The sequence below is a fragment of the Desulfitobacterium dehalogenans ATCC 51507 genome (assembly GCF_000243155.2).
Lineage (GTDB): Bacteria > Bacillota > Desulfitobacteriia > Desulfitobacteriales > Desulfitobacteriaceae > Desulfitobacterium > Desulfitobacterium dehalogenans.
Window position 1 is genome coordinate 3,584,051 of record NC_018017.1, and the last position, 25,989, is coordinate 3,610,039.

At 45.3% G+C, this 25,989-nt stretch carries 22 protein-coding genes; 5 read left to right on the forward strand and 17 right to left on the reverse strand.

What is annotated here, in order from left to right:
* Nucleotides 1-6: 6 nt before the first annotated feature.
* Nucleotides 7-2,463: a molybdopterin-dependent oxidoreductase gene (locus tag DESDE_RS17390; RefSeq protein WP_014795335.1), complete on the reverse strand. Its 2,457-nt coding sequence runs from the start codon at nt 2,461-2,463 to the stop codon at nt 7-9.
* A gap of 333 nt (nt 2,464-2,796) precedes the next feature.
* On the opposite strand from DESDE_RS17390, the gene DESDE_RS17395 reads away from it, so the two are divergent.
* The 3 genes from DESDE_RS17395 (at nt 2,797) to DESDE_RS17405 (ending at nt 5,410) form a co-directional block, all read left to right on the forward strand.
* Nucleotides 2,797-3,378 carry a Crp/Fnr family transcriptional regulator gene (locus DESDE_RS17395; protein ID WP_014795336.1) on the forward strand — a complete coding sequence of 194 codons (582 nt, stop codon included), beginning with the start codon at nt 2,797-2,799 and terminating at the stop codon, nt 3,376-3,378.
* Between the two features lie 178 nt (nt 3,379-3,556).
* Nucleotides 3,557-4,135, forward strand: a complete 579-nt coding sequence (locus tag DESDE_RS17400) for a TetR/AcrR family transcriptional regulator (RefSeq protein WP_014795337.1) — start codon at nt 3,557-3,559, stop codon at nt 4,133-4,135.
* A 24-nt stretch (nt 4,136-4,159) separates the two neighbouring features.
* Nucleotides 4,160-5,410, forward strand: coding sequence for a methyl-accepting chemotaxis protein (locus tag DESDE_RS17405; RefSeq protein ID WP_014795338.1), 1,251 nt, complete (start codon nt 4,160-4,162; stop codon nt 5,408-5,410).
* A 58-nt stretch (nt 5,411-5,468) separates the two neighbouring features.
* Here the strand turns inward: DESDE_RS17405 and DESDE_RS22620 are convergent, their stop codons facing one another.
* The 6 genes from DESDE_RS22620 to DESDE_RS17430 form a co-directional block, all read right to left on the reverse strand.
* Nucleotides 5,469-5,765, reverse strand: a complete 297-nt coding sequence (locus tag DESDE_RS22620) for a GNAT family N-acetyltransferase (protein WP_242831418.1) — start codon at nt 5,763-5,765, stop codon at nt 5,469-5,471.
* A complete protein-coding gene (locus tag DESDE_RS22625; protein WP_242831276.1) occupies nt 5,681-5,962 on the reverse strand; it encodes a hypothetical protein in 282 nt (93 codons plus the stop codon). Before DESDE_RS22625 ends, DESDE_RS22620 begins: the two co-directional genes overlap by 85 nt.
* A 215-nt stretch (nt 5,963-6,177) precedes the next feature.
* The gene (locus tag DESDE_RS17415) at nt 6,178-7,362 is read right to left on the reverse strand and encodes a MalY/PatB family protein (RefSeq protein ID WP_014795339.1); all 1,185 of its coding nucleotides are present in this window, start codon (nt 7,360-7,362) and stop codon (nt 6,178-6,180) included.
* 180 nt (nt 7,363-7,542) lie between these two features.
* The gene (gene nrfD / locus DESDE_RS17420) at nt 7,543-8,688 is read right to left on the reverse strand and encodes an NrfD/PsrC family molybdoenzyme membrane anchor subunit (protein WP_014795340.1); all 1,146 of its coding nucleotides are present in this window, start codon (nt 8,686-8,688) and stop codon (nt 7,543-7,545) included.
* A 12-nt stretch (nt 8,689-8,700) separates the two neighbouring features.
* A complete protein-coding gene (locus DESDE_RS17425) occupies nt 8,701-9,321 on the reverse strand; it encodes a 4Fe-4S dicluster domain-containing protein (RefSeq protein WP_014795341.1) in 621 nt (206 codons plus the stop codon).
* Between the two features lie 15 nt (nt 9,322-9,336).
* Entirely contained in the window at nt 9,337-11,793 is a 2,457-nt protein-coding gene (locus DESDE_RS17430) for a molybdopterin-dependent oxidoreductase (RefSeq protein WP_014795342.1), read from the reverse strand.
* Between the two features lie 269 nt (nt 11,794-12,062).
* On the opposite strand from DESDE_RS17430, the gene DESDE_RS17435 reads away from it, so the two are divergent.
* Complete coding sequence (locus DESDE_RS17435; protein ID WP_014795343.1) at nt 12,063-12,641, forward strand: Crp/Fnr family transcriptional regulator; 579 nt, start codon at nt 12,063-12,065, stop codon at nt 12,639-12,641.
* 97 nt (nt 12,642-12,738) lie between these two features.
* On the opposite strand, the gene DESDE_RS17440 is transcribed toward DESDE_RS17435, so the two are convergent.
* The 3 genes from DESDE_RS17440 to DESDE_RS17450 all read right to left on the reverse strand — a co-directional run bounded on the left by DESDE_RS17440 (nt 12,739) and on the right by DESDE_RS17450 (nt 17,120).
* Nucleotides 12,739-13,917, reverse strand: a complete 1,179-nt coding sequence (locus DESDE_RS17440) for a M20 metallopeptidase family protein (protein WP_014795344.1) — start codon at nt 13,915-13,917, stop codon at nt 12,739-12,741.
* 199 nt (nt 13,918-14,116) lie between these two features.
* Nucleotides 14,117-16,342, reverse strand: a complete 2,226-nt coding sequence (locus tag DESDE_RS17445) for a molybdopterin-containing oxidoreductase family protein (protein ID WP_014795345.1) — start codon at nt 16,340-16,342, stop codon at nt 14,117-14,119.
* Nucleotides 16,335-17,120: a 4Fe-4S dicluster domain-containing protein gene (locus DESDE_RS17450; protein ID WP_014795346.1), complete on the reverse strand. Its 786-nt coding sequence runs from the start codon at nt 17,118-17,120 to the stop codon at nt 16,335-16,337. Before DESDE_RS17450 ends, DESDE_RS17445 begins: the two co-directional genes overlap by 8 nt.
* A 271-nt stretch (nt 17,121-17,391) precedes the next feature.
* On the opposite strand from DESDE_RS17450, the gene DESDE_RS17455 reads away from it, so the two are divergent.
* Nucleotides 17,392-18,075 carry a Crp/Fnr family transcriptional regulator gene (locus DESDE_RS17455; RefSeq protein ID WP_242831277.1) on the forward strand — a complete coding sequence of 228 codons (684 nt, stop codon included), beginning with the start codon at nt 17,392-17,394 and terminating at the stop codon, nt 18,073-18,075.
* A 108-nt stretch (nt 18,076-18,183) separates the two neighbouring features.
* Here the strand turns inward: DESDE_RS17455 and DESDE_RS17460 are convergent, their stop codons facing one another.
* From DESDE_RS17460 to DESDE_RS17490, 7 genes are all read right to left on the reverse strand, one after another.
* On the reverse strand, nt 18,184-18,993 hold the full coding sequence (locus DESDE_RS17460; protein ID WP_014795348.1) for a CoA-transferase subunit beta: 810 nt from the start codon (nt 18,991-18,993) through the stop codon (nt 18,184-18,186).
* 4 nt (nt 18,994-18,997) lie between these two features.
* The gene (locus DESDE_RS17465) at nt 18,998-19,966 is read right to left on the reverse strand and encodes a CoA transferase subunit A (protein WP_014795349.1); all 969 of its coding nucleotides are present in this window, start codon (nt 19,964-19,966) and stop codon (nt 18,998-19,000) included.
* 39 nt (nt 19,967-20,005) lie between these two features.
* Nucleotides 20,006-21,154: an acyl-CoA dehydrogenase gene (locus DESDE_RS17470; RefSeq protein ID WP_014795350.1), complete on the reverse strand. Its 1,149-nt coding sequence runs from the start codon at nt 21,152-21,154 to the stop codon at nt 20,006-20,008.
* A 70-nt stretch (nt 21,155-21,224) separates the two neighbouring features.
* Entirely contained in the window at nt 21,225-22,586 is a 1,362-nt protein-coding gene (locus tag DESDE_RS17475) for a thiolase family protein (RefSeq protein WP_014795351.1), read from the reverse strand.
* 45 nt (nt 22,587-22,631) lie between these two features.
* Nucleotides 22,632-23,474, reverse strand: coding sequence for a 3-hydroxybutyryl-CoA dehydrogenase (locus DESDE_RS17480; protein WP_014795352.1), 843 nt, complete (start codon nt 23,472-23,474; stop codon nt 22,632-22,634).
* 390 nt (nt 23,475-23,864) lie between these two features.
* Nucleotides 23,865-24,275: a cobalamin B12-binding domain-containing protein gene (locus DESDE_RS17485; protein ID WP_014795353.1), complete on the reverse strand. Its 411-nt coding sequence runs from the start codon at nt 24,273-24,275 to the stop codon at nt 23,865-23,867.
* 21 nt (nt 24,276-24,296) lie between these two features.
* Complete coding sequence (locus tag DESDE_RS17490) at nt 24,297-25,934, reverse strand: acyl-CoA mutase large subunit family protein (RefSeq protein WP_014795354.1); 1,638 nt, start codon at nt 25,932-25,934, stop codon at nt 24,297-24,299.
* Nucleotides 25,935-25,989 lie beyond the last annotated feature (55 nt).

Genomic DNA, 25,989 nt, shown 5'->3' on the forward strand with positions numbered 1-25,989 from the left:
CTCCTCTTAAGCTTTCTCCACTTGAACCAATACATCAAAAAAGGCACTGTTGGCACAGACACTATTCATGACTCTGGATGTCAGATCCTGATAATGTCCCTCAATGAATTCATGCTTTTCCCGACCTTTAGGCAGGCTCAACACTCCCGGTTGAATCCCCCGGTCCACAACGGCTTTGATTTTGACATAGCCCCGGTCATTATAGAGCTTGACGATGTCGCCGGTCTTAATATTCCGGGCGGCAGCATCGGAAGGATTGATTCTGACAAAAGGTTCCGGGCTTAATTCCTTTAAGATGGGGACATCCCACCATTGGGAGTGAGTCCGCCATCTTCCCTTATCCTGAATCACCGAGAAAGGATATTTTTCATGGAGAGGGTTTTCATGCCATGCTTCGTGAGGAGGCTCAAAATAGGGAAGCTGTTCTTTAGTCACATCAAAAGTCTGACCATAGTTATTATTGGGGGCCGGGCTTTCGTTGTAAATCTGCGCTCTTCCGGAAGGAGTAGCAAAAACCCCTCCTTCAGCATAAATATAGGGATCTCCAGGTAAAGCTCTGAGAATTTTCTCCTTTTTAAGATTTTCTAAAGTTATTCCTAATTTCCTTGCTCCGTCAGTATCCATCCAGAGCTTCATATAGCCCTCTTCATCCATGTCAAAGGCATCACCGCAGCCCAGCTTATCGGCCAGCAATTTGTAGATTTCATAATCAGATTTACATTCATAGAGGGGGTCGATGGCCTTCTCCTGCAAAATGGCATAAGGATGGGTGCTATAGTTAACAAAGACATCATCCACTTCAAACCAATGGGCTACCGGCAATAATATATCCGCGTACTGTGCCGTTTCGTTCATGTTCATATCGGCAACGACGATGAATTCCAGCTTTTTCATGACTTCCAGGGTGGCTTTCCGCTCAGCACCATTACCCACTTGATTGACATGGGTAAAGTATATCCCTTTGAGATCGATGGGAGTTTCACCGTACATTTTAGTCTCCAATACCTCAGTTAGCATATTCACCGGTACGGAAAGGGAAGGCTTTGCCCCGTTCGGGAACATGGTGCCCGCCATATTGATCCAGTCGGTGGCCAGGTTTTCACCCATGCCGCAGAACGCTCCGGATTTGCCCAGGTTCCCTGTGAGAATAGCCAACACAGCCATGGCAAAATAACCGTAATGGCCATTGACATAGTGGTCTATGCCGAAAAATTCATAGATTGCAGAAGGTTTATTGGTCGCGTAGAGTTTCGTGATTTCCTCGATCTGCTCCACGGGAATATTGCAGATTTCTGCCGCTTTTTCCGGTGGGTATTCCGCAATGCGCGTCAAAAGCAATTCATAAGCGGTGGTTACTTTAATACCATTGATTGTATAGGTTCCCCGCAGGGCCGGGTCTTCAACGGCATTGACTGCCCCATAAGAGTTGGTCAGGGCATCCCAAACGATGGGCTGATCTTTTTGCCCTTCAGCAAGGGTAATGCCTAAATCACTTTGATGAAGGAACTTCCCATCGGATTTCTTAACCAGGAAAGGTGCTCCTGAAGATTTCTTCAAAAAGGGCTCATCCACCCAATTTTCTCTGACCACAATATTCATCATACCCAGCGCTAAAGCGGCATCGGAACCAGGTCGTACGGGGACAAAGATGTCCGCTTTGGCAGCCAAAGCATTGAAATTGGGGTCAATGACTACAATCTTTGCCCCTTTTTCTTTGGCTTCCAGGAAAAAGTGCGTGCTTTGTTGCTGAGCTCCCACAGGGTTCGCTCCCCAACAGAAAATGGTTTTGGAATTCTTCAGGTCTGCCGGTTCATTCGCCGTAACAAAGGTTCCTTGACCGAGAGCCGGTTTTGTCCCTTGTCCCCGTGCCATGTCCACCGCCGCCGTAATATTCAGGGCTCCATTGGCATTTTGCAGACGATTCATAGCACTGCCAATCCCTGCACCGCTTAATGTGGCGTAGCTTCCTGAGCTCCACATCACGCCAAAAGCATATTTGCCATACTGGTCCTGGTACCTTTTCCATTTCTCGGTGATGGTATTGATCGCTTCATCCCAGGTGATCTGTTCCCATTTCCCTTCTCCGCGCTCCCCGGCACGTTTCATGGGATATTTGAGGCGGTCTTTACTATAGATTCGTTGCACATGGGTTAAGCCTTTAACACAGATCCGGTTGTACTCCGGATTGGGCATTTCCCTGGCAGAAGTTCTTACCACTTTACCGTTGCGGACATGAATGTTCAAAAAGCATCCGCCGGCACAATTGCCGCGGCAGGCACCGCTAAAGATTTGCTCATCATTGATGGTGGCCCTATCGGTGTTTTCCTCTTCCGCTAAAGCAGTCATGGCCGAACTCCAGGGATTGGCTGCCACAACACTGACCGTTGCCGCAGTTGCTGCCGAAGCTTTAAGAAATGTACGGCGGGACAGATCAGGGTTAAGTCTACTCTTTTCTTGAGCCATTTTGCTCCCTCCCACATAAAATGATTGTTTGTGTATATTTTATCAAGGAAGGAAATAGCCTTCGATACCATCTGATAGTTTCTGACTTTTCATTTGCTATATCTTACTATTTCAAATGATACACGGAATTGTATCATTTGATTGATTAATTGGATTAAGGATATGTTATGATAAGTTCAAACTGGGTGCATACTACAGATTAACATCGTCATGTAAAACACTGATTTCACAAAGCTATTTCCAGTCCATAAGAGCTTTGCCACAGACCGTTCCTCTATTTATTCTTCGATAGCAGATTCATCTGCCTAATATTAAAGCAATGCAGGTGTTGGGATGAAAAAACAGTGTGAAGGCAATCCTTTCTGTGATGCTTTGGATTCGGGTACCCGAGCTTACCTCTGTGAAAACTCCACTTTTATTGTGCAAATGCCTCGGCAAATCCAATCTACGGATTTGGGAAATCCGCGTTTAGAGATTATCCATAAGGGAGTGCTCTTTACTTTTAATTTATTGGAAGACGGGAGCCAGGAATTTATACATCTTATCAAAAAGGGCGATGTTCTGGGCACTCGCCATTTCTTTGATCGACTGGCCATTCCCGAATATAATTTAATGACTCTCACTGAGGTGCATAAATGCAGCATTCCCATTAAGGTTGCGGAGAAGCTTTACCACGAAAACAGGGACTTTGCCCAAGCTCTGACGGAAAACCTTCTCGATATGATGAATAATCTCACTCGTTGGGTCAGTATGCGTTCCAAGAATGGCACGGAAAAGGTTCAGCAAGTTTATGAATTGCTCCAGGACTTGGATATCGATATGACTATGATTACTCAGGATGATTTGGCCCTCATCGCCGGAGTCAGCAGAATCACTGTCGCCAGAGCCATGAAGGATATCTATAAGAAAAATTGACTTGCACTAAGCCTGTATACAGACGGAACACTTAAAAAGTTGAATTTAAAAACGGGTGTCTGGACTTAATTTTAAGCCCCGACACCCGTTTTTTGCCGAATTGACTCACTGATAGCTTCATGGTAATATGAATTCGTACGAACGTCCGAACTAAAGTTTAATCTGAGGAGCGAAAGCTATGAATGATAAAAAAGAAATTGGTCAGTCTGAAAAAATACTCAATGCAGCAATTCAATGTATATCCACAAAGGGCTATGCCAGTGTTTCCCTGCGGGATATAGCTGATGAGGCAGGTGTTGTGTTAAGTCAGGTCAATTATTACTATAAAAATAAAGAGGGCTTATTCATCGAGGTTATTAGGGTTTTAGCACAGCACTATTTGCAGGAAATAGAAGATAAATTAAAGCAGGGCAAATCAGCGGATGAGAAAACAGCATACCTGATAGAGTATTTTCAGGACGCGCTTTTAAAGAATCCGGGATTGATCAAGATGCTCTTTGATATGACCAGCATGGCCCTTTGGTCCGATACCTTTAAGGAACCCCTTCGTCAGCTTTTCGATGACTCAACGGCCTTAATTGAAGAATACATTATGAAGGATTTCTCTCAAACGAGGGATAGAGACAACTATTCGCCGTCAATATTATCCAGAATTACCCTGGGTGCTTTATTTGGCACTTCCATTCATATTATGTTGGCAAAAAATCAGGAAGATGCCGTAGGTTCATTATCTGCGATACAGGTGTTTATTAAGTAAGGAAATATGAAAGGGGATTTAAAATTGAATTACAAAAAATTGATAGGAAATTTTAAATTCATCTCATTCATTGTCAACCTCTTATTGAGCCTAAGTTTAGGGCTTATCCTTTGGAGAATTCTTGGTATTTGGTACATGATCCCTTTGCTTCTGCTGATAGGTATAGTGGGTTACGGCATCATTTCCATTTTCACAAGCTTTGCCAACAAAAAATTGTTAGTCAAATTTGAAAAACAAATCCTCCAGTTCAAAGAAGGGGATTATTCCAGCCTGGCGGAATTTAAGGATCTTGGCTTTATCGGCAAAATCTCTTCATCTTTTAATGATATTATTGAAGACATTCGGAATTTGATTCGGAGTTTTGTAGAGGTTTTTCTTTCTATCATTCAAATTTCGAAAGAAACCAGAGACAAAGCTGAAGAAGCCTTATGCTCAGTCGGACAGATTTCCGAATCCATTGAAGAAATTGCCAAGGGTGCCTCTATGCAGGCGGATGAGGTTCAGCATGGAGTAGAGAAAATGGAAAACCTCTCCCAGGAAATCGAATTATTATCGGATCGTTTCAGCGGAGTAAGCAATGATACGAAAGACATCAATGAACTGAACGGGATTGGGCTTCGGTCTGTCAGCCTTCTTCAGAAAAAATCCCTGGAAACCAATGAGGCGCTGGCACAGATTTATCAAACCATCGAGAGTCTGACGGACTCCACTAAGAATATTGAACAGCTTCTGGAGTCCGTGGAAGGTATTGCTGAACAAACCAACTTGCTGGCCTTAAATGCAGCGATTGAAGCAGCCCGAGCAGGTGAATCCGGGCGGGGGTTTGCCGTAGTGGCCGAGGAAATCAGGAAATTAGCCGAACAGAGCAAGGTGTCCACTGTAGAAATTGGCAGCTTGGTACACACCATTCAAAATCAGTCAACACTGACTATAGCTTCCATGCAGCGGGTTCAGGCCGTCTCCCAGGAACAGAATGAAGCTGTCTTACATACGAATGATGCTTTTCAAAATATAACTGAGGCAACTGAATCAATAAGTTCAAAAATTGAAATGATCCATCAAGGAATGATCTCTATTCAGAATCATCGCAATGAAGTCCTGAATGTTATTGAGAATATTTCCGCCGTTACGAAAGAGGCTGCTGCTTCAAGTGAGGAGATAGCTGCCGCAGCCAGCAGCCAGCTATCCATATTGGAGGAGATGAATGAAGTTACCCGTAAATTGGATAAAATCACCCAAGAGCTTGATGTTAAACTGAAGAAATATAAACTATAGTGCGAACCTGTCCCAAATACGAATGCGCCTTCGTATTTGGGACAGACCTGTTTGGGGTTTAAATATAGTCTTTCTCAAATCCCCGTTTGTAGTAAGCGGCAGCTTTATCATATTGAAAACCGCACGAAGTCAGCGCCTTATAGGAGGCCGGATTATCTTCATCTGGCTTCACGATGATCTCTTTTGCCTGTGTATTTGCGTGAATATGCTCCATTAGCAAATTGATCACGCGTTTCCCGTATCCTTTCCGAAGATAGGCTTCTTCGCCAATCAAATAATCGATGCTGTATGTTTGATTAGGGTTGCTGACAGAATACCACTCTTCTCCCGCTTTATAGCAGTCATAATATGGCAGAAGCCAATTGACCTGCTGCCATCCATCACAATAAAATGATTGATAAAAGCGAAGGAACCGTTTCTTTGCTCAATCTCATCAATCCATGCTGCCGGATCTTCGTACCAGCGCAGAATATATGGTTTATTCAGCCATTTTTCCAGTAAAGCAATGTCCCCGTCTTCTATCGGACGCAAATACAATGGTTGTTCACACATTTTTAAGCCCCCCTTTAAATATAAAAAGATATCAATACAACACCTGTTGAGTATTTCATATTCCGAACCAACTCACTGCGTAATCTTTGTCCATCTCTGCCACTGATATACCCCTATAAATAACAGTGTGTCTAGCAGTGTCACCCCATTGAAAGCACACTTATTTCTTAATATATAAGCCAGAGGCCGAAGCCTCTGGCTCATGTCTTTTTGATTTAAAGGGCGTCTTTGATCTGTTCAAGGGCTTTGGCCAATATGGAACGGTGACAGGCAAAATTGAAACGCAGGAAACCGGCTCCCTCTTCTCCAAACCAACGGCCTAAGTCCACAGCAACCTTAGCTTTTTCAATAATGAAGGCATCGATCTCATCAGCAGACATGCCTGTGCCACGGAAGTCAAACCAGACCAGATAGGTCCCCTGGGGTTTAATGATCCGAACTCCGTTCAGATGCTTATCCACATAATCCAAAGCATAATCAATATTACTCTCCACATGAGCAAGGAATTCTCTCCGATACCCTTCCCCATAATTGTAGGCAGCTTCTAAGGCAATACCAGCGAAAGCATTCAAGCCATTCACTTGATTAAGGTCCAATTGCCTGAGGTATTTTTTGCGTATCTCCTTATTGGGGAGAATGATGGCTGAGGCTTGCAGGCCCGCCAGATTAAATGTTTTACTCGGGGAATAGGCTGTAATCACATTCTGATTAATATGAGGATCCTGCATGCCCAGGGGAATATGCTTGTTATCTTTTAAAACAAGATCCGAGTGGATCTCATCGGAGAATATTATAACTCCGTACTCAAGGCATAGTTCGCCTATTTTGGTCAGATCCTCTACAGACCAAACTCTGCCCACGGGATTGTGAGGATTACAGAGGATAAATATCTTGGTATTAGGATCTTTAAGCTTCATCTCCAAATCTTCAAAATCAATTCCATATTGGCCGGTTTCTTTATTTAAACGCAAAGGGTTTTCTATGGTTTTCCGTTTATTTAACTCTATGGTTTGCTTGAAGGGATAATAGACCGGCGGTTGGATCAAAACTCCCTCTCCTTCATCGGTCAAAGCTTGAATGGCGTAGGTAACTGCCGGAACGATCCCAGCCGTAGGGACAATCCACTCCGGCATAAGCTGCCAGTCATGGCGCTTGTAAATCCAATTTATTACGGCATTATCGAAGGACGCTCCCTTGGCTTTCGGATAACCAAAGATGCCAAATTGGGCTTTCGTTACGATGGCGTCAATCACTTCTTGAGGAACTCGAAAATCCGTATCAGCAACCCACATTGGGATACAGCCCTTGGCATCCAGGCCAGGAAAACGATTCTCAAAACCGTCCCATTTGAGGCTTTCAGTTCCGGAGCGATTGATGTATTCATCAAAGTTGTAGGCCATATGCATAACTCCTTTAATTACATACAGAAAGCCCGACCCACCCATCCTTACCTATACATCCCAGAGCGGCGAAGTCCTTGGTTGCCCTTGTGCACCTTCAGCTTTCTCTTAAATTCCAAAAGAATAAAAAATAGTATTTATATATGAATTCTATACTTTTATCCAAAGAATTTCAAGAGCTTACAGCTTTAATTTACTTAATCCCAAATTCATGAGCAGAGCCCCTAAGGAAACAATACCTAATGACAATCCGATTTCGATCAAACTAGGAACATAAGGTCCTGATGTTCCCCCATAAACCGGCGGTCCGGCATAAGTCAGCAGAGGATTGAACAATTGGGCCTGTAACAGGTTGGATTTGATCAGATAGATAGCGATTAAGGCAATGACTGCTCCTGCAACGATACCGCCTGCTTTCCCTGCGTCACCTTGCTTGACCAAAAGCAGGATGGCAGCCGCCAAAGCCACTAACTCTAGCCAGAAACCTATGGCTCCCTTGCCGAAAACCAGCCAGCTGAAGGCGGCATACTCTTCTCCACCGCCAGGGTAGAGACCAATGAGAGCCTCCCCTACCACAATGATAAGTTCGATACACAAAAGCACTGCAGCTGCTTTACCCATTTTGCCCAATAAGTTCACCGGCATTTGCAAATAACCGCTTCTATTTAAGAGAGTGGCTAAGATCATCAGTACCGATAGAGCCGCTACTAAAGCTGCAGCAAGAAAAGATAAGGGTTGAACCGGGGTGTTCCATAAAGGGCGAGCGATTTGGAAGCAGAAGACAAAAGAGGTTACCGTGACCAGAATCCCTGCGGCGAAGGCGATCCAGGCGATGAGCTTAACTCCGGCTTCCTCTTTCTTGCCTTCCTTAACCTGAATGAGCTGACGAGTGAAGATTATTGAAATCACCATATAGGAAGCCAGCATGAGAAAGTCCCAAAACATGGGGGAAGTGAGGTTCCCGCTGGTGACAAAGAGCCAGGCCCGCTCTGGATTTCCGATGTCCACGACGATAAAGAGGGATGCGGCGACGATACTGGACACCGCCCCCAGGTATGAAGCAATTGGGGTATACGGCTTAAACTCATCCAGTTTAAACAGATAAGGCACAGCAGCAAAGAGCAGACTTCCCGCCGCAACTCCCGTGAAGATCATGAAGCCAACGATATAAAGACCCCACATAGTGTTTACGCCCAGGTTAGTCATCTGCAATCCTTTGGTAAGCTGGAGTCCCCAGCATACGCCCCCCAGGGCAGCTAAGGCAGCGAAAATAATATTCCATCGATTTATTGAAGTCGATTTCTTGGTATTGGTTACAAGTGCCATATTCGCACCCCCTTAAGTTAAATAGTAAATATTGGGCTTGGTACCCTTTTCTTCGAGCAAGTGGAAATAACTGCGACCTTGGAGCGCTTTGCTTACTTCACTTTCCGGATCATCAAGGTCCCCAAAGTAGCGGGCTCGACCGATGCATAGCTCCATGCAGGCCGGTCTTTTCCCTTCAGCCAGTCGATGAACACAGAAGGTGCATTTGGATACGGTATTGTATTGATGGGGGGTGATGTTGGCATCCCCTATCGCAAAGTCCACGTAATAGTCCGGCTTTTTCCAGTTAAATTGACGAACGCCGCTATAAGGGCAAGCCACCATACAGTAACGGCAGCCAATGCATTTATCATAGTCTTGAATGACCAGTCCATCTTCTTTCCGTTTATAGGTAGCACCAACTGGGCAGGCTTTCACACAGGCCGGGTTGTCACAGTGCTGGCAATTCACCGGCAGATATTCCAGGGTATTATTGGGAAAGGTACCGGCTGCCGTATCCATAGCCTCCCCACCCACGGTGAGGATCCGGTTCCACCAAATTTCGTTGGGCAAATTGTTGGCCATTTTACATGCTACGGAACAGGTATGACAGCCTACGCAGCGTTTTAAATCGATTGCCATGGCATAACGCATTATCTCATTCCTCCTCTATAACTTTTCAATGGCAACTAAGACGTCAAAGAAGGCACTGTTGGCACAGACTTTATTGACCACCCGAGAGCTTAAGTCAGCAAAATGTCCTTCGATGAATTGATCTTTTTCCCAGCCCTTTGGTGCTGTCAGGACCCCTTTGGGCAACCCATCATTGATTGCCGCTTTCATAACGACATAGCCCCGGTCATTATAGATCTTAACTATATCATTAGTCCTAATGCCATAGTGTGCGGCATCTTCCGAATTAATTTTAAGGATAGGCTCAGGATCAAGTTCCAGCAATACGGGTACATCCCACCATTGGGTATGGGTGCGGAAACGGACATGATCAGAAATCATCGTAAAGGGATATTTTTTAACCAATGGGTTCTCATGCCATACTTCATTAGGCGGCTCCCAATAGGGTAAGCGTTCTTTTTCTATATCCCATTCCTGATCATAGTTCATATTTGGGGCAGGACTTTCCACATAGAACTGGGCACGGCCCGTGGGAGTGCCAAACACGCCGTTTTCACCATTAATATACATTTCACCAGGCAGGCACTTAAGAATTTTCTTTTCCTTAAGGTTCTTCAGAGTAATTCCTAATCTTCTGGCTTCATCGTTATTAAGCCACAAATCCAGGTATTCCATCTCAGTCATATTAAACTGCTCTCCATACCCCAGCTTTTGTGCAATAAGTTTGTTGATTTCGAAATCCGATTTACATTCATATAAAGGATCAATAGCCTTTTCCTGAAAGATCACATAAGGGTGAGTGCTGTAGTTGCAAAATGCTTCCTCTTGCTCAAACCAATGGGACACAGGCAATAAGATATCTGCATACTGAGCAGTTTCATTCATGTTCATATCTGCCACAGCGATGAACTCCATTTTATTGAGCCAATCCAAGGTGTATTTTCTCTCAGCACTGTTAGAAACTACATTGGCATTGGTAATATAGATGCCTTTCACATTAACATCCTTGTTACCATACTTATGCTCATTCATTACCAAATCCATTTGCGTGGCTGACATAGTCAGGGATGGACCTGTGGCGCCGGCGGGAAAAAGAGTACCTGCCAGATTGGTAAAATTAATCCCCAAGGTTTCGCCCATGCCGCAGGCGGCTCCGGGTTTACCCAAATTTCCTGTAATCATGGCAAGAGCGTAAATATCAAAGATACTATAGTGACCGTTAACATAGTGATCAATACCGAAATATTGATAAATTGTTGAAGGCTTGTTGGTGGCGTAAATATTAGTGATTTCTTCAATTTGGTTGACGGAAATATTACAGATCTCTGCGGCTTTCTCAGGAGGGTATTCCGCAACACGCTGAAGAAGCAAAGTATAGGCCGTATTGACTTTATGACCATTGATCTCAAAGGAGCCTTCAATAACCGGATCGGTAATCTCTTGAGGAAGTCCCACCTTTCCATCGGCACTACGCACGACAATAGCGTCCGTTTGCCCTTCAGCGAGCGGGCCTAAATCGCTAAGGCGCAAATATTGACCATCAGCTTCTTTAACCAGGAAAGGAGCTACAGTGGAAGCTTTCAAAAAGGGGACATCAATCCAGTTTTCTCTTATCACGATATTCATCATACCCAAAGCCAATGCTCCGTCTGTGCCAGGGCGCACCGGGACGAACTTATCCGCCTTGGAGGCAGTAATATTGTAGATCGGATCAATAACGATGAACGTCGTTCCGTTTTCCTTGGCTTCCATCAAAAAATGGGCACTTTGCTGCTGTGAAATGACCGGATTAGCACCCCAGCAAAGGATGGTTTTAGCATTCTTAAGGTCGGCCAGTTCATTAAGGGTGAAGTTCGGTCCCCACCCAAGGGCGTTACCCGCACTATGGCCATGGGCAGCATCAACAGTCATAGAGATATTGGATGCACCCGTAACATTAAGCAAGCGATTGGTGGTACACCCCATCCCTTGACCGCTCAAAACTCCGTAATTTCCTGAGCCCCAGTAAATCGCAAAAGCTTCTTTACCATACTCTTCTTGATACTCTTTCCACTTATCCGCTATCGTCGTGATCGCTTCATCCCATGTAATACGCTCCCATTGACCGGCACCTCGTTCACCGACCCGCTTCATGGGATATTTCAAGCGGTCCTTATGATAGATTCTTTGGAGATGGGTCAACCCTTTAACGCAGATCCGATTGTAATCCGGATTGGGCATTTCCCGCATTGAGGTCCGTACAACCTTCCCATTACGTACGTGAATATTTAAAAAGCAGCCCCCGGCACAGTTGCCCCGACAAGCCCCACTGAAGATTCTCTCCTCACTGCTTTCAGTGGTACTAACCTTCTCTCCTTCAGCCAAGGCTGTCATAGCGGGTCCCCAAGGGCTTCCTGCCACCGCTCCTACAGTTACAGCAGTAGCTGCAGAAGCCTTAACAAAAGTGCGGCGTGACAGTTTCGGATTCAGTCTGGAATTTCCCTTTGTGTCCATGTGCTTACCCCCTTATTTATTAAAGCGCAGAATACTTTGTATTTAAACTTTTTATCACGAATGCATTTTGATTGTAACAGGTCCGTGCTTCTGACTTCTATCTCATTTGATACCAGATACATATCAAATGATACAATGTCCTATCTCATTTGATACAAAACGAGCAAATACCTTATGATATAATAGCTTAAAGTAATTTTTTTCACATAAATGAATCTAACTTCCTCAAGCTGAGTCAATGTACTTTAATCCTTAACAAGGAGCTCATCATGAAAGAATGCATAAATAACCCCTTCTGTCAATCCTTGGATCTCAAAACCCGGGAGCGCCTATGTGCTCATGCTACAATCACCTATCAGAAGGCCAAACAAATTCAAGTGGTTAATCCTGAGAATGCCAATCTTGAGATTATTGTCAAAGGAGTTCTCTTTACCTTTACTATTTCGGAAGACGGTTCTCAAGAAGGCATACAATTAGTCAAAAAAGGAGAGATCTTAGGTACTCATCTCTTATTTGAAAGGCTTCAATTTCCAGTAACTCATACTCTTTCGCTGACGGATGTCATACGATGCAATTTTCCTATTCATTTCATTGAGAAACTTTTTAACGAAAACCGGGAATTCGCCCAAGCTTTGATGAAGAATCTTACTTTGGACCATACCAACAATCTTTCCCACTGGGCATTTCTTCGCTCTAAAAGCGGGCCGGAGAAAGTCGCCTTTATCTATAAGTCCCTTCAGAAATTAGATGTGGACATGAATCTCATCACCCAAGAAGATTTGGCACTCATTACAGGGGTCAGCCGGATTACTGTAGCCCGGGCTATGAAAGATATCTACAAAAAGTGACACAGAAACAATTATCATTGTCCTGTGTCACTTTGCTTTCAGTACACTCTATTTTCGGCCTGCTTCCTTTATATTCATATCAACTTTATCCCTTATCTTACTTACTCATAAATTTAAGAGCAGTGCAGCTGAGCAAGGCTGCCCCTATAGGCAAAGCCTGCTCAGCTAAATTAAATTTCGGGTGGTGAAGGGGGTAGTTCTGCTGCCCTGGAAAGCCAACACCCAAATACACGTACGCAGAGGGCACAAGCTGGCTGAAAGAAGCAAAATCATCACCTAATAAAACCGGAGGGACAGCTATCGTATTCTCTTTTCCGACGATTTCTTCACTGGCTTCCTTGATGAGCTCGATCATTCCTTTATCGTTTATCAACGTCTGGACTTCTGCACGGAACTCCAGCGTAAAAGTGGCTCCATGAGCTGTCGTAATCGAACGAAGCATATTTTCCATGGTCTTGGCTGTCTTGTCCATCAATTCATCCCCAAAACAGCGAACACTCCCTTCCATGCGTACTCTCTCAGGGATAATATTGGACTTCTGACCCCCATGTATGGATCCAATAGTTAACACAAAAGGCTCGATGGGATCCACTCTTGCTGAGGAAATGGTCTGCAGAGCTTGTATGCACTCTGCGGCTATAAGGATAGGATTGACGGAGTGGTGAGGCATAGCCCCATGGCCGCCTTTACCGATAATTTCGATATCAAAGAAGGCCACCGAGGCAAAGAAGGGCCCTTCTTTGTATCCAATCTGACCCGTGGTCAGCCCAGGATAAACATGAAGGGATATTGCCGCATCGACTTGAGGAGCTTCCATCACTCCTTCATGGATCATCACATCTGCTCCTCCGCTGGGAGATTCTTCACTGGGCTGAAAAATCAACTTGATATTGCCCTTAAACGAGTTTCTCATGCTTGAAAGGATCTCTGCGGCTCCCAAAACAACGGCTACATGGGCATCATGACCGCAGGCATGCATAACTCCTTTAGTCATAGAGCAGAACTCATGACCTGTTTCCTCTTCTATGGGCAAGGCATCCATATCCGCGCGAATGGCTAAGGTCTTTCCTGGTTGTCCTCCTTTAAGAAGTCCCACAACTCCGGTTTTCGCTACATTTTCAGTCACTTCACAACCAAATGATCGGAGTTTTTCCGCAATGTATCGTGCTGTTTTATATTCCTGTAAGGCCAATTCCGGATACCTATGAAGCTCTCTTCGTGTGGCTATAAGAGTATTCTCTAGGGATTGCGCCGCCTTTATCATTGTTTCGATCAAGATCCCTTCCCCCTCATCAATAGAATAAAAACTTCCAGCGTCTCCTTCTTTCTGTCATATTACCATACATATATGGCTAAAATCATTTTTATCGCCAATTATCACTTAATATTCTGGCGCTAAACAGCTTAATTCAGAACAGACTAAAAAAAACTGCCGCCCAATGACTTGGTCGGCAGTTTTTCTAGTATATTGCTCTTTATCCTTTGGAAACCTGACATAATCCTTCTTTATAGGGAGGGAATCCTGAAATCGGGTCAAAATCACGGGCAATCAAGAGATTGATATCGGCTTTTTCCCACCCATGGAATACATCAATCATTCCAGGCAGAATAATATTGGTCACTTCAAGCTTGAATTGCAGCTCACCAAACTTGGTGGAAAGTTTCACATCATCCCCATCTTTAAGACCCCGAGCCGTTGCGTCCACTTTATTCATACGCACGATGGGCTCCGGCATGAACTGATTCAACCAAGGCATATGCCTTAACTTGGAGTGGGTGTAGTAGGGAATGCGTGAGCCTGTGTTAAGAATAAGGGGAAATTCTTTTGCCAATTCAGGGTTGCTGTTCGGACTGTCCACCGGTTCCTTATATGTGGGTAAGGTATCGAATTGATATTTTCTAAGGATTTCTGAAGTAAATTCAAACTTCCCGCTGGTCGTAGGAAACCCGGTTTTTCCATCGGGCCGGAATTTCCCACTTTCATATTTTTTAAAGGAATTTGGTTCCTTAGGAGGAATGGTTAAACCCTCCGGATTCGCCCGCAAATCCTTCAAGGTGATGCCCAACTTAGTAATTCTCAGCAGTTCCTCCAGGCCTTCTTCTTCACTTCCATTAAAGAACTCTTTCCCATAACCCAGCTTGGTACCTAATTCAAAACAGATCTGCCAGTCGGAACGAGATTCTCCCATAGGTTTAACAATGGGCTCCCGGAAATAGATTGTACGGCCGAAGATGGCAAAGGGGGCCATTCTTTCAAAACACATGGCCGCCGGCAGAACCATATCCATAGTATTATGGGTCATGGGACGGATATAGTAGTCTGCTGCTACGGTAAATTCCATCTTTTCCAGGGCCTGCTGGTAAAGTTTTGTCTGCGGCCACATCATGGCGTTACCTCCGACCATGAACATGGCTTTAATTTTACCTTGGTCCACGTATTCCGGGAAACGATTCACTTGCATATCATTCACAAAGTGAGCCCACACTGGAAAATCTTCCTTGTCTGCTCTCTTCTCTTTGATCTGTTGGAATAAATCCGTTTCCCGATTAAATGCCGGATTGCCTGCAAATAAGTCAAAAGGAAGTCCATCGGGCATTTCCAGGCCGCCCTCAGCATCGATATTCCCCGAAAGAGCAACCACCGAAAGAATGGCTCTGGTATTTTGAGTTCCGTTTGTGCTATGAACCGTGGGAGAAGCACTCCCTATCCAGGTACCTGGGGTTTCCTGGCCAAACATCTTCGCTGCCGCTTCAATCTTTTCTTTGGGTACCCAAGTGATTTCTTCGGTTTTTTCCGGAGTAAATTCTTTGACATACTCAGCGAATTCCGTAAAGCCGTGAGTCCATTTTTCTACAAATCCTTGATCATAATAGCCATCCCTCAGCATCACATGCGCAATCCCCAGAGCCAGGGCTCCGTCGGTCCCGGGACGCAACTGTAAATGTATATCCGCAAGGCTGCTGACCGTCGGGGTCACCCGGGGATCCACGACGATAAATTGGGTTCCATTGGCTTTGGCATCACAGAGCTTACCGAACCGAGTGGGCAAAGACCAGGCAGGGTTTAACGACCAGATTAAACATGTCTTAGTCTTGGGACCGGGGTCTGTTCCCATAGAAACTTTGCCCATGGTGAGGAATCCGGCCATCGCCTCCGCTCTGAAACAGGTGGAGCTTTCATTTCCATAGTTGGGTGAGCCAAAAGTATAGGCCAATCTCTGCACAGCCGAGCGGGGCTCCTTGGGATCTCCACAATAAAACATGACTTTATCCGCACCATCCTGGGCCTTGATCCCGTTAAACTTCTTAGCAATGGTCTCATAAGCTTCTTCCCAGCTGATCTGCTTCCAGCCGGGATCAGGGGATCCTTTAGGATTGGTACGGATCACCGGGTGGAGTAAGCGCTCCGGATCGTATAGCTCCTGTATGCTTGAGACCCCTTTGGCGCAAAGCCGCCCATTCGGGTAATTTTCCCGGGACTCTATGCGGATTATCTTACCTTCCTTTAGCGTAGCCTTGATACCGCATTTGGGGGTGTGATTACACATATCACAATAAGAGTATCCATAGGATAAGGGACTATCTTCAGCAGCAAAGGCTCCTTCAGGATGATAAATATTAAAAGCACTTCCCAAAGCAGCTGCACCGGTTAGGGCAGCACTCCCTTTCAGGAACGTACGTCTCGAAATATTCTTAGCCATTATTATCATCTCCTCCTTTGCCTGATCTTGACTTCGCAACACCAACTCCGACTCCGACGGCCACCGCTGCTACAGTAGCAACTGCCACGCCGGTTATAATACCACTGGAAGAAGACTTATCCTCTTCAGGAGGCGCTACCGGTGCATTGGCACTTGCGATATAAGCCGCTGGCAACAGAGCTTCATCCATATTCTCCGGTATCACGTAATAAGTGCTGGTCCCCTTAACTTTGATGGCATTATGGGTTGTAATGTATTTCGATATTTCACTTTCCGGGTCTGCCACATCACCGAAAATCCGGCATTTGCCCGGACAGTTTTGCACACAAGCGGGCATCAGGCCTTGTGATACCCGCTGGTTACAGTAGGTACATTTTTCTACTACATTTAACCGTTTTACACTTTCCTCTTCATACGGGGCAATTTCCCCTGGAAAACTGGTCTCGTCTTTTTTCACGAGATGCCGTTGTCCATAGGGACAAGCGCTGACGCACATTCCACATCCGATACATTTTTCGTGGTCGACCAGAACCGCTCCGTTATCTGACTTGGTCGTTGCCCCTGCAGGACACACAGAAACACATTCCGGATCCTCACAATGATTACACAAAGTTAAGAGAAATCTTTGATTCGCATTGGGATATTCGCCCCATTCTAAGGGCTGAACTCCATTATAGTTGACTCCTGGTCTTGAGCCATTTTCCATTTTGCACGATACCACACATCCATAACAGCCTGCACATCGAGTCATGTCTAACAGCATTGCAAGGTTTGCCAAGATTTTTCCCTCCCTTTAGCCACTTTTATCTACTCTTACTTTTTAATGTTTCTGCCCTCCTTTCAATAACTCGGAAGTTTGTGATTGAGTTAACTATAACAATATATTCTGTGCTAATATATAGGTAAGGAACAATCCGGAATTTACAAGATGGCTATATAGCGCGTTTATCCTATACTAAAAAAACCTTTAGGCATCCGATTATTTTCATAGACTGAATGAAAGGAAGTCGATTGAATTGGGCACACCCAGGGATTATAGTTCAATTTTAATGCCGAGTTATTCCATACGACCGCTGAATTTTAATCAATACCTTCATCTCGGTAAAAGCCATAAGCTATTTCAGGGTGAATTCATCAATAGCATCTGCAATAATGAAGAGGATCCCTATCTTTACTATATTTTAAGTGGTAAAATCAATATCTGCTTTCTACGCACTGATGGTTCTTCATTAGTCATCGCCACCCGCGAGGCAGGCAACGTCTTTCAATCGGAATACCGCGGATTTGCTTCTATAGCGGGAGATAGGCTAAGATTTATCGCTGTGGAAAACTCTGTCATTATTTCTTTTACGAAAAAACAGCTATTTGACCTCATGGAACAAGATCGGCAAATCATGGATGACCTTTTATATGTAGTCCACATGTTTTACGCCACGTTATGCCATCGCCTGATGAACACCGCTTGTTTATCCTCCAGTCAAAGATTCCTTACTTGGCTGGACAAATTATGCCGCATCAATACTCCCGATAGGAATGGTCATCACATTATTGAATGCGATTTAACTCAGCAGCAAATTGCCGACTTGCTCTTCATCCATCTCACCACATGCAATCGGCTTATTACCGGGTTAGAAAAAGAAAAAATTATCAAAAAAACCAAGACACATATCTATGTCTATAATTCAAAAAAAATCAACGAGTATCTATTAGATGAAAGTAAAATAATCTATTAATTAAATTAAAAATTTTATATTGTCAAAATGACTATATGGTCAAAAAAATTATGCAAAAAAGTGCACCGCCAAATGCGATACTGACATTTGGGGTGCACTTTTCAGCTGTTATTTTATGATAATTCCTTCGGGGTCGATTACCTTGTGCAGAAGGTCCAGCTCTTCATAAGTGGGAGTAAGGGTCTCCCCACTAACCCTGGAGATGTTCAGCTCGAAACAACAATTATCACGGCAATCCTCAGGGGTAAAACCAGGGTGAACGGTATCCAGATACATCACACCCTCTTCATCAAAACGATACACTCCCATGTCGGAGATAACCGCAGCCGGTCCGCCTCGAAAAGCAGATCCATACACTTCTTTTTTATGAACCCACTCTCGATTGGGCCCATGGGGAAATCTCCATCCAGGAGAAGTAATATAACTCACCTTTTCCACAAAGCGGCGCTTCTGATTGATCTGGGGCATAATCAATACACTTCTTTTGGCTAAGGAATGAATATCCGTGTTGCCGCCACTCCCTGTAAGGCGTTTCCCCGTGGGGCCGCCCATAAAGGTGGTATTCACATTGCCGTACATATCAACCTCCGCTCCCCCCAGGTAAGCCAGATCGGTTCTTCCCGATTGAAGCTGCCCGAAGGCGTCCATCAGGCCATCGGCCACAGCAGCCTGATAACTGCAGCGGGCATCGGCGACCGAAGTGGGTAAGTCGATGGGACGACCATCGATGGAACCGGATTCATAAATACAGACCGAAGTAGGTGCCTGGGTTTTTTGAGCTAACATGATGGCTAACATAGGCAACCCTGTTCCCGCAAAAACAACTTCACCATCTTTAACCTCACGGGCTGCCGCGCAAGCCAAAAGATCCATAGGCTTGAACTCCCCGATTTTCGAATAACTTTTCTTGCTCTCCATGATCTTACCCCCTTTTCAGTGTTGAGGAATAACCCAAAGCAGGATTAGCCCGTAGGGCTTCGAGACGTGTAATCCCCAGTTTACTTAGATATTCCTGGTGATCTTTTATCCCGAAGACCCATTCCTCGGCCCATTGGTCGAACCCTTCCTGGGTACGGGTGGATTTAAAGAAATTGCTGATGAAGGGACCATCGGGTTCATAGGCGCCGTATAGTCCTGTGGGATGAGCACCCCATGGCAATTCGACGATATAATCCACGAAATAGCCCGGGAGCATATTGCGGGTCGGCTCACGCCGTAAATATTCCTCAGGAACCACTTGCTCAGCGATAATAATATTGTGCTTCGACGCCTTGATCGCTTCTTCGTCACTGAATCGCAATCCATCAACCCGAACGGTTCCTTCCTGCCCCACCATCTGAACATGGGTAATACACCAGTCCGGATGTGCCGCGGGGATTAGGAGGATTTCCGAGTTATTAAAGGGCTCGTTATAAGTAATAACTTTGTGTTTTCCGATATGGCGGTTAGACCCATCCCGGAGACCGGCTTTCCCGAGATTATCATTCTCAGGATTGAGTATATCGCTGCCCATTGCCGAATAGGTGGGCAAAAAGGGAACTCCCTTTGCGCCGGCGGCCAAGCGATATAAAGCATGAATATGGGCCCAGTCTTCGTAGAATATTTCCTTATTTTCAATTTTCCGGGCCAGATTGCCGCCAAATTTACCATAGAGTTCATGACCGCACCAACTGGACTCCCATACACCGACGCATCCTGCCCCAACCAGCATGTCATCATGGGTTCCGCCGTTGACCTCCATCAGATGAAGGTTCCTTTTTTTCTGACGGATCAGCTCATAGATGGCCGCCATAGGGCGACGCCAAACCGTAAAGCCCCCAAAGGTTAACATATCCCCATCATTGATTTGTCCGATGGCTTCCGCCAGGCTGACAATTTTTGGCCTTGCCATAGAAGAATACCCCCCTTATTATTCTTATCTTTCTATTCCTCAAAAACGGCCGATGACTTCACGACCGATAATCATCCGTTGGATTTGATTGGATCCCTCATAAATTTGCGTAATCTTGGCATCTCTCATCATTCGTTCAACTGGGTATTCGGAACAGTAACCATATCCGCCAAGCAATTGCACGCAGTTGGTTGTGACTTCCATAGCAACGTCTGTGGCAAAGAGTTTGGCCATAGATGCCTCTTTGTTATGAGGTTCTTTCTGATCTTTGAGCCAGGCAGCCCTATAGATAAGGAGTTTAGCCGCATCAATTTTTGTTGCCATATCCGCAATCATAAACTGGACTCCTTGATTGGCGGCAAGAGGTTTATCAAATTGTTCTCTCTCCTTGATGTAATTGATGGTATAGTCAAGAGCGCCTTCAGCGATCCCTAATCCCTGAGCACCAATGGTGATCCGCCCTCCGGCCAGCAGTCCCATGGCTACAGCAAACCCATTATCAATTTCACCCAAGACATTTTCCTTGGGAACTTTTACATTATCGAAGTTCAACTCCACTGTCGGTGAACCATGCATCCCCATTTTATCTACAGGCTTACTCATGGTGAATCCCGGAGTATCCCTCTCAATAATTAGACAGGTAATCCCTTTGCCCTTAGGCTGAGTCGGATCCGTCTTGACGAAAGTACAAAAAGTTGTTGCTACACTTCCATTGGTAATAAAAATTTTGCTGCCATTGACTAGAAAATGATCGCCCTTATCTTCCGCTCTGCATTTTAAAGCCCCGGCATCGGATCCGGCATTGGCCTCGGTCAGTGCATAAGCGCCGATAATCTCCCCTGCAGCCAGTCTTGATAGATACTTTTCTTTTAAGGTCTGACTGCCATAAAGGTACATACTCATACAGCCCAATCCAGTATGAACACTTGTAATAACTGCAGTTGAAGCACATGCCTTGGCGAGTTCTTCAACGATAATGGCGAAGTCTAAATAAGAACCCCCGCCGCCGCCCCACTCCTCCGGAACTGGAAAGCCCGTAAGTCCTAATTCCCTCATTTTATTCCATGTATCCGTCGGAAATTCATGAGATTTATCCAATTCAGGGGCAAGTGGCGCCAGTTGGTTCTGCGCAAATTTCCTGACCATATCTCTGAGCATCAAGGTTTCACTGCTTAATTCAAATTCCATTTCTCATCGGCTCCATCCCTCAATTTATCTGATCTTTATTCCCTTACTCCAAGTGTTTTCCATCTTGACCTTAATCGGGATCGACACGGATAAGCATAGCATCCCCTTGGGCATTGCCCGCACAGATACCGCATACCCCGTAGCCCCCGCCCCGGCGCTTCAGTTCATAGGCTAAGGTCATCACAATCCGGGCTCCTGTGGCACCAATAGGATGGCCGTAGGCAATTGCCCCCCCATTGACATTAACCTTGGCAAACATTTCCTCCTTGGTCATACCAAGAATACTGCGGGCGCTTACCAAAGCCACTGCGGCAAAAGCTTCATTGATCTCTATGAGCTTCATATCATCCAGGGTCAGATTATTTTGCTCCAGCACTTTCTTTATGGAAAGGCCCGGTACCGTAGCGATATCTTTGGTCGGCTGTGATACTTCAGCATAGTCGACGATGGTGAACAGGGGTTTGAGGCCAAGTTCCTCCGCTTTAGCCCGGCTCATCAGGAGACACACATCTCCGCCGTCATTGGTTCCGGGTGCATTGCCGGCGGTTACGCTGCCTGGTTTTCCGGTTACGGCACTAATATGGTCAAAGACAGGGCCAAGTTTGGCTAACCCTTCCCTTGTGGTATTGGCACGGGGTCCTTCATCCTTTTCCAAGATTTCCCTACCTCTCTTAATAGCCACCGGGAAAATCTCCTCATCCAGTTTTCCGGATGCAATCGCCTCCGAGGCCGCTTGTTGGGAATGCAGTGCCCATTCATCTTGATCTTCACGGCTGTAGCCGAATTCGTCGGCCACTTCGGAGCCGTGAATGGCCATATGACGATCATAAAAGGAATCCCAGAGCCCGTCATGGACCATTAAATCCACACAGTCTGCCTTGGGCAAACCCATCTTCTTCCCTTTGCGCATATCCGGCAATGCGAAAGGGATATTGCTCATACTCTCCTGCCCGCCGGCAATGACAATCTCCGCCCTTCCTAAGGCAATCATTTGAGCACCCAGGTCGATGGTTTTAACACCTGAAGAACATACCTTATTGACCGTAATCGAAGGGACATGCTCCGGCAATCCGGCCAAAAGTGTCGCCTGACGGCTGGGTACCTGACCGCTCCCTGCCTGCACCACATGCCCCATAATGACGTAATCCACATCCCCGGGGGCAACTTTTCCCTCCGTCCGGCGGAGAACCTCCTTGATGGCAAGGGCCCCTAATTGAGCTGCATCATACTCCTCCAGGGCTCCCGATAATTTGCCGTAAGGTGTTCTTGACGCTTCTACACATACGACTTCCCGCTGTTTGGCATAGGTGTTCTCAATTTTCCTTCCCATGGTTGAATAATCCGGTTTTCTTTCTCCATAAGCACTAATTTTGGCGTCTTTGTAATATTTTTTCCTGATCAATTCCAGGCTTTGAACGACTTTGGCCGACATGATTTACTCCTCCCCTGCCACCGGCTTAAACTGAATCTTTTCTTTTTATTGGTATGTGTAAAAACCACGACCCGATTTCCGGCCATACCAACCGGCTTTTACGTATTTGCGAAGAAGAGGACATGGACGATATTTGTCCCCTAACCCTTCATGAAGAACCTCCGCGATGGACAACACCGTGTCCAGTCCGATTAAATCGGCTAAGGCCAAGGGGCCCATGGGGTGATTCATACCCAACTTCATCACCTGATCAATATCTTCAACAGTAGCTATCCCTTCATAGAGTGTGTAGACAGCCTCATTGATCATAGGAATCAGGATTCGGTTGGCGACAAAACCCGGAGCGTCGTTTACTTCCACAGGGGTTTTCCCCATTTCCAGGCTTAAGCCTTCAATGGTTGTATAGACCTCATCACTTGTGGCTAGACCACGGATAATTTCAACCAGCTTCATCACCGGGACCGGGTTCATAAAATGCATTCCGATGACTCGATCCGGACGTTGAGTAAAAGCGGCAATCTCCGTAATCGGAAGAGATGAGGTATTCGTTGCCAGAATGGTATGCTCCGGACAAATGCCATCGAGCTGGGTAAAGATTTGACTTTTGATCGCCACATTTTCTACTGCTGCCTCAATGACCAGGTCAGCGGAAGCAGCATCCTGCAGAGAGGTAGATTTTGATAAGCGTTCTAAAATTGCCCTGGATTCCGTAACCTCAAGCTTTCCTTTTTCAACACTTCGCTTGAGGTTTTTCTCAATAATGCTCAACCCGCGGGTTACGAATTCTTCCTTAATGTCATTAAGAATTACGGAATAGCCGGCCTGGGCAGCCACCTGGGCTATCCCGCCACCCATCTGTCCAGCACCAATGACCATGATCGTTTTCATTTTTACCCTCCATTTTTGCGCACTTATTGCAAAGGTGTGCCTGGTAATTTGTTAAGCAAATGTGCTGATTTACAAATCCCTCCTTTATTGTCTTTCAGCATTAATGCGTTCAAATATTTTGAATATTTAGCAAATAACATGCCAAGACTTATCTTTATTTGTTCTTAATTAAAAAGACATGCACCACACTATTTAGCAGATAAAGATAAGATCAAGGATTGCGCCAAAAGGTCAGCCAGCTAAAATATTTATTCACAATACTTCAGAAGGATAAGAATTAATAAAAGTTGTAAGAGCAGCATGAAAAAAACGTCCCGAAAGCAGACAGATGTGTTCGAATGTGTCTGCTTTCGGGACAGTTTCTAAATTCATAGTTGACCGGGATTTATATTATATTCCTTTAGAGTAGACTCTATTTTTTATCCACTGGATAATATCTGTTGTCGGTGTACCGGGGGTGAAAAGGGCTTCGGCATATCCTCCCTTAATTAAAGCTTCAATATCTTCTTCAGGCAGGGTCCCTCCACCCATGACTATAATATCTTCAGCATTTTGTTCTTTGAGAAGCTCTTTAACTCTAGGAAAGACTGTCATATGGGATCCGGATAGTATACTCAGTCCGATGACATCCACATCTTCTTGAATCGCTGCCTCCACGATTTCTTCTGAGGTTTGATGGAGCCCGGAATAGATGACTTCCATCCCCCCATCACGTAAAGCCCGGGCGATGACTTTCGCCCCCCGGTCATGACCATCTAAACCTGGTTTACCCACCAAAACACGAATACGCGCTTGTTCCACGATTGACCCTCCCTTATTCTCCTAAAATACGGACTGCTCTTTGTACTCTCCAAAAACCTCCTTGAGAACGGCGACAATTTCCCCTTCCGTAGCATAAGCACGAACGGCATCAATAATTTTCGGTATAAGATTATCCGAACCCTGAGCCGATTCTTTTAAGGCATCAAGAGTATTCATAACATGTAGATTATCACGGCCCGCCCTCAATTCCTTAACCCGCTGTGCCTGACTTCTTTCTATTTCCGGATCAATTTTTAAGAGTTCCATCTCATGGTTTTCTTGAATTTGGAACTCGTTGACACCGACGATGATCCGAGACTTATTTTCAATTTCTTTTTGATAGCGATAGGCCGCATCTGCTATTTCCTGCTGGAAGAAGTTCTGCCCAATGGCTGCGAGCACTCCTCCCCGTTCTTCAATCTTTCGGAAGTATTCCTCAGCTCCCTCTTCCATTTGATTGGTTAAAGCTTCAACAAAATAGGAGCCTGCTAAGGGATCAATGGTATTGACGATACCTGTCTCATAAGCCAGAACCTGTTGAGTCCGCAAAGCGATCTGCACGGCTTTTTCCGTAGGCAGGGCAAGCACTTCATCCATAGAGTTGGTATGCAGGGACTGGGTCCCTCCCAGGACCGCCGCCATTGCTTGATAAGCTGTACGAATAATATTATTCTCGGGTTGTTGTGCTGTGAGGGAGCACCCTGCAGTCTGGGTATGAAAACGAAGAAGAAGGCTTTCCTCTTTTTCAGCTTTATATTTTTCTTTCATATGCCGGGCCCAAATTCGCCGGGCAGCCCGATACTTCGCTATTTCTTCAAAAAAGTCAGTGTGGGAATTAAAAAAGAAGGAGAGTCGGGGTGCAAAATCATCAACATTCAGCCCCGCTTTAATACCTGCTTCCACATAAGCGAAGCCATCCGCCAACGTAAAGGCCAGTTCCTGGAGAGCTGTGGCACCGGCTTCCCGGATGTGGTATCCGCTGATACTAATGGTATTCCATTTTGGAACATAGTCACGGGCAAAGGCAAAAATATCCGTGATCAAACGGAGGGACGGTTCAGGTGGAAAAATCCAGGATTTTTGTGCGATATATTCTTTTAAGATATCATTCTGGATTGTTCCGGTAAGTTTGTGCGCAGGAACCCCTTGTTTTTCTGCGGCCACAATATACATGGACCATAAGATGGATGCCGGAGCATTGGTTGTCATGGAAGTGCTGACTTTATCCAGGGGAATATCCTTAAATAAGGTTTCCATGTCCTGAAGGGAGTCGATGGCTACTCCGACCCTGCCCACTTCACCATAAGCCCGGGGATGATCGGAATCGTAGCCCATAATCGTTGGCATATCAAAAGCAACACTTAAACCCGTTTGACCCTGGCTGAGCAGGAATTTATAACGCTGATTGGATTCAACCGCTGTGGCAAAACCGGCGAATTGCCGCATAGTCCAAAGTCTTCCCCGATACATATTGGTGCGAACGCCACGGGTATAGGGGTACTCACCCGGGTAACCAATATCTTTCATAAAAGCAATTTCCGGAGTGTTATCTGGAGTATAAAGAGGATCGATAGGGACACTGGATACGGTCATAAAAGGTCCTTTACGCTCTTTCTGCTCTTGGTAGGATTTTTGCCAACGCAAAAAATCATCGTTCATATTGATTCACCTAACCTTTTTCAGAATCACTCCTTAACCCTTCCACCCTTATCTC

Bases quoted from the DNA above. Each gene is read 5' to 3' on its own strand.
- DESDE_RS17470 (WP_014795350.1), bottom strand. From the start codon at position 21,154: ATGGAATTTGAATTAAGCAGTGAAACCTTGATGCTCAGAGATATGGTC.
- DESDE_RS17430 (WP_014795342.1), bottom strand. From the start codon at position 11,793: ATGGACACAAAGGGAAATTCCAGACTGAATCCGAAACTGTCACGCCGC.
- DESDE_RS17415 (WP_014795339.1), bottom strand. From the start codon at position 7,362: ATGGCCTACAACTTTGATGAATACATCAATCGCTCCGGAACTGAAAGC.
- DESDE_RS17465 (WP_014795349.1), bottom strand. From the start codon at position 19,966: ATGGCAAGGCCAAAAATTGTCAGCCTGGCGGAAGCCATCGGACAAATC.
- DESDE_RS17455 (WP_242831277.1), top strand. From the start codon at position 17,392: ATGCCGAGTTATTCCATACGACCGCTGAATTTTAATCAATACCTTCAT.
- DESDE_RS17445 (WP_014795345.1), bottom strand. From the start codon at position 16,342: ATGGCTAAGAATATTTCGAGACGTACGTTCCTGAAAGGGAGTGCTGCC.
- DESDE_RS17460 (WP_014795348.1), bottom strand. From the start codon at position 18,993: ATGGAGAGCAAGAAAAGTTATTCGAAAATCGGGGAGTTCAAGCCTATG.
- DESDE_RS17395 (WP_014795336.1), top strand. From the start codon at position 2,797: ATGAAAAAACAGTGTGAAGGCAATCCTTTCTGTGATGCTTTGGATTCG.
- DESDE_RS17435 (WP_014795343.1), top strand. From the start codon at position 12,063: ATGAAAGAATGCATAAATAACCCCTTCTGTCAATCCTTGGATCTCAAA.
- DESDE_RS22625 (WP_242831276.1), bottom strand. From the start codon at position 5,962: ATGTGTGAACAACCATTGTATTTGCGTCCGATAGAAGACGGGGACATT.
- nrfD (WP_014795340.1), bottom strand. From the start codon at position 8,688: ATGGCACTTGTAACCAATACCAAGAAATCGACTTCAATAAATCGATGG.
- DESDE_RS17400 (WP_014795337.1), top strand. From the start codon at position 3,557: ATGAATGATAAAAAAGAAATTGGTCAGTCTGAAAAAATACTCAATGCA.
- DESDE_RS17425 (WP_014795341.1), bottom strand. From the start codon at position 9,321: ATGCGTTATGCCATGGCAATCGATTTAAAACGCTGCGTAGGCTGTCAT.
- DESDE_RS17490 (WP_014795354.1), bottom strand. From the start codon at position 25,934: ATGAACGATGATTTTTTGCGTTGGCAAAAATCCTACCAAGAGCAGAAA.
- DESDE_RS17390 (WP_014795335.1), bottom strand. From the start codon at position 2,463: ATGGCTCAAGAAAAGAGTAGACTTAACCCTGATCTGTCCCGCCGTACA.
- DESDE_RS17475 (WP_014795351.1), bottom strand. From the start codon at position 22,586: ATGTCGGCCAAAGTCGTTCAAAGCCTGGAATTGATCAGGAAAAAATAT.
- DESDE_RS17480 (WP_014795352.1), bottom strand. From the start codon at position 23,474: ATGAAAACGATCATGGTCATTGGTGCTGGACAGATGGGTGGCGGGATA.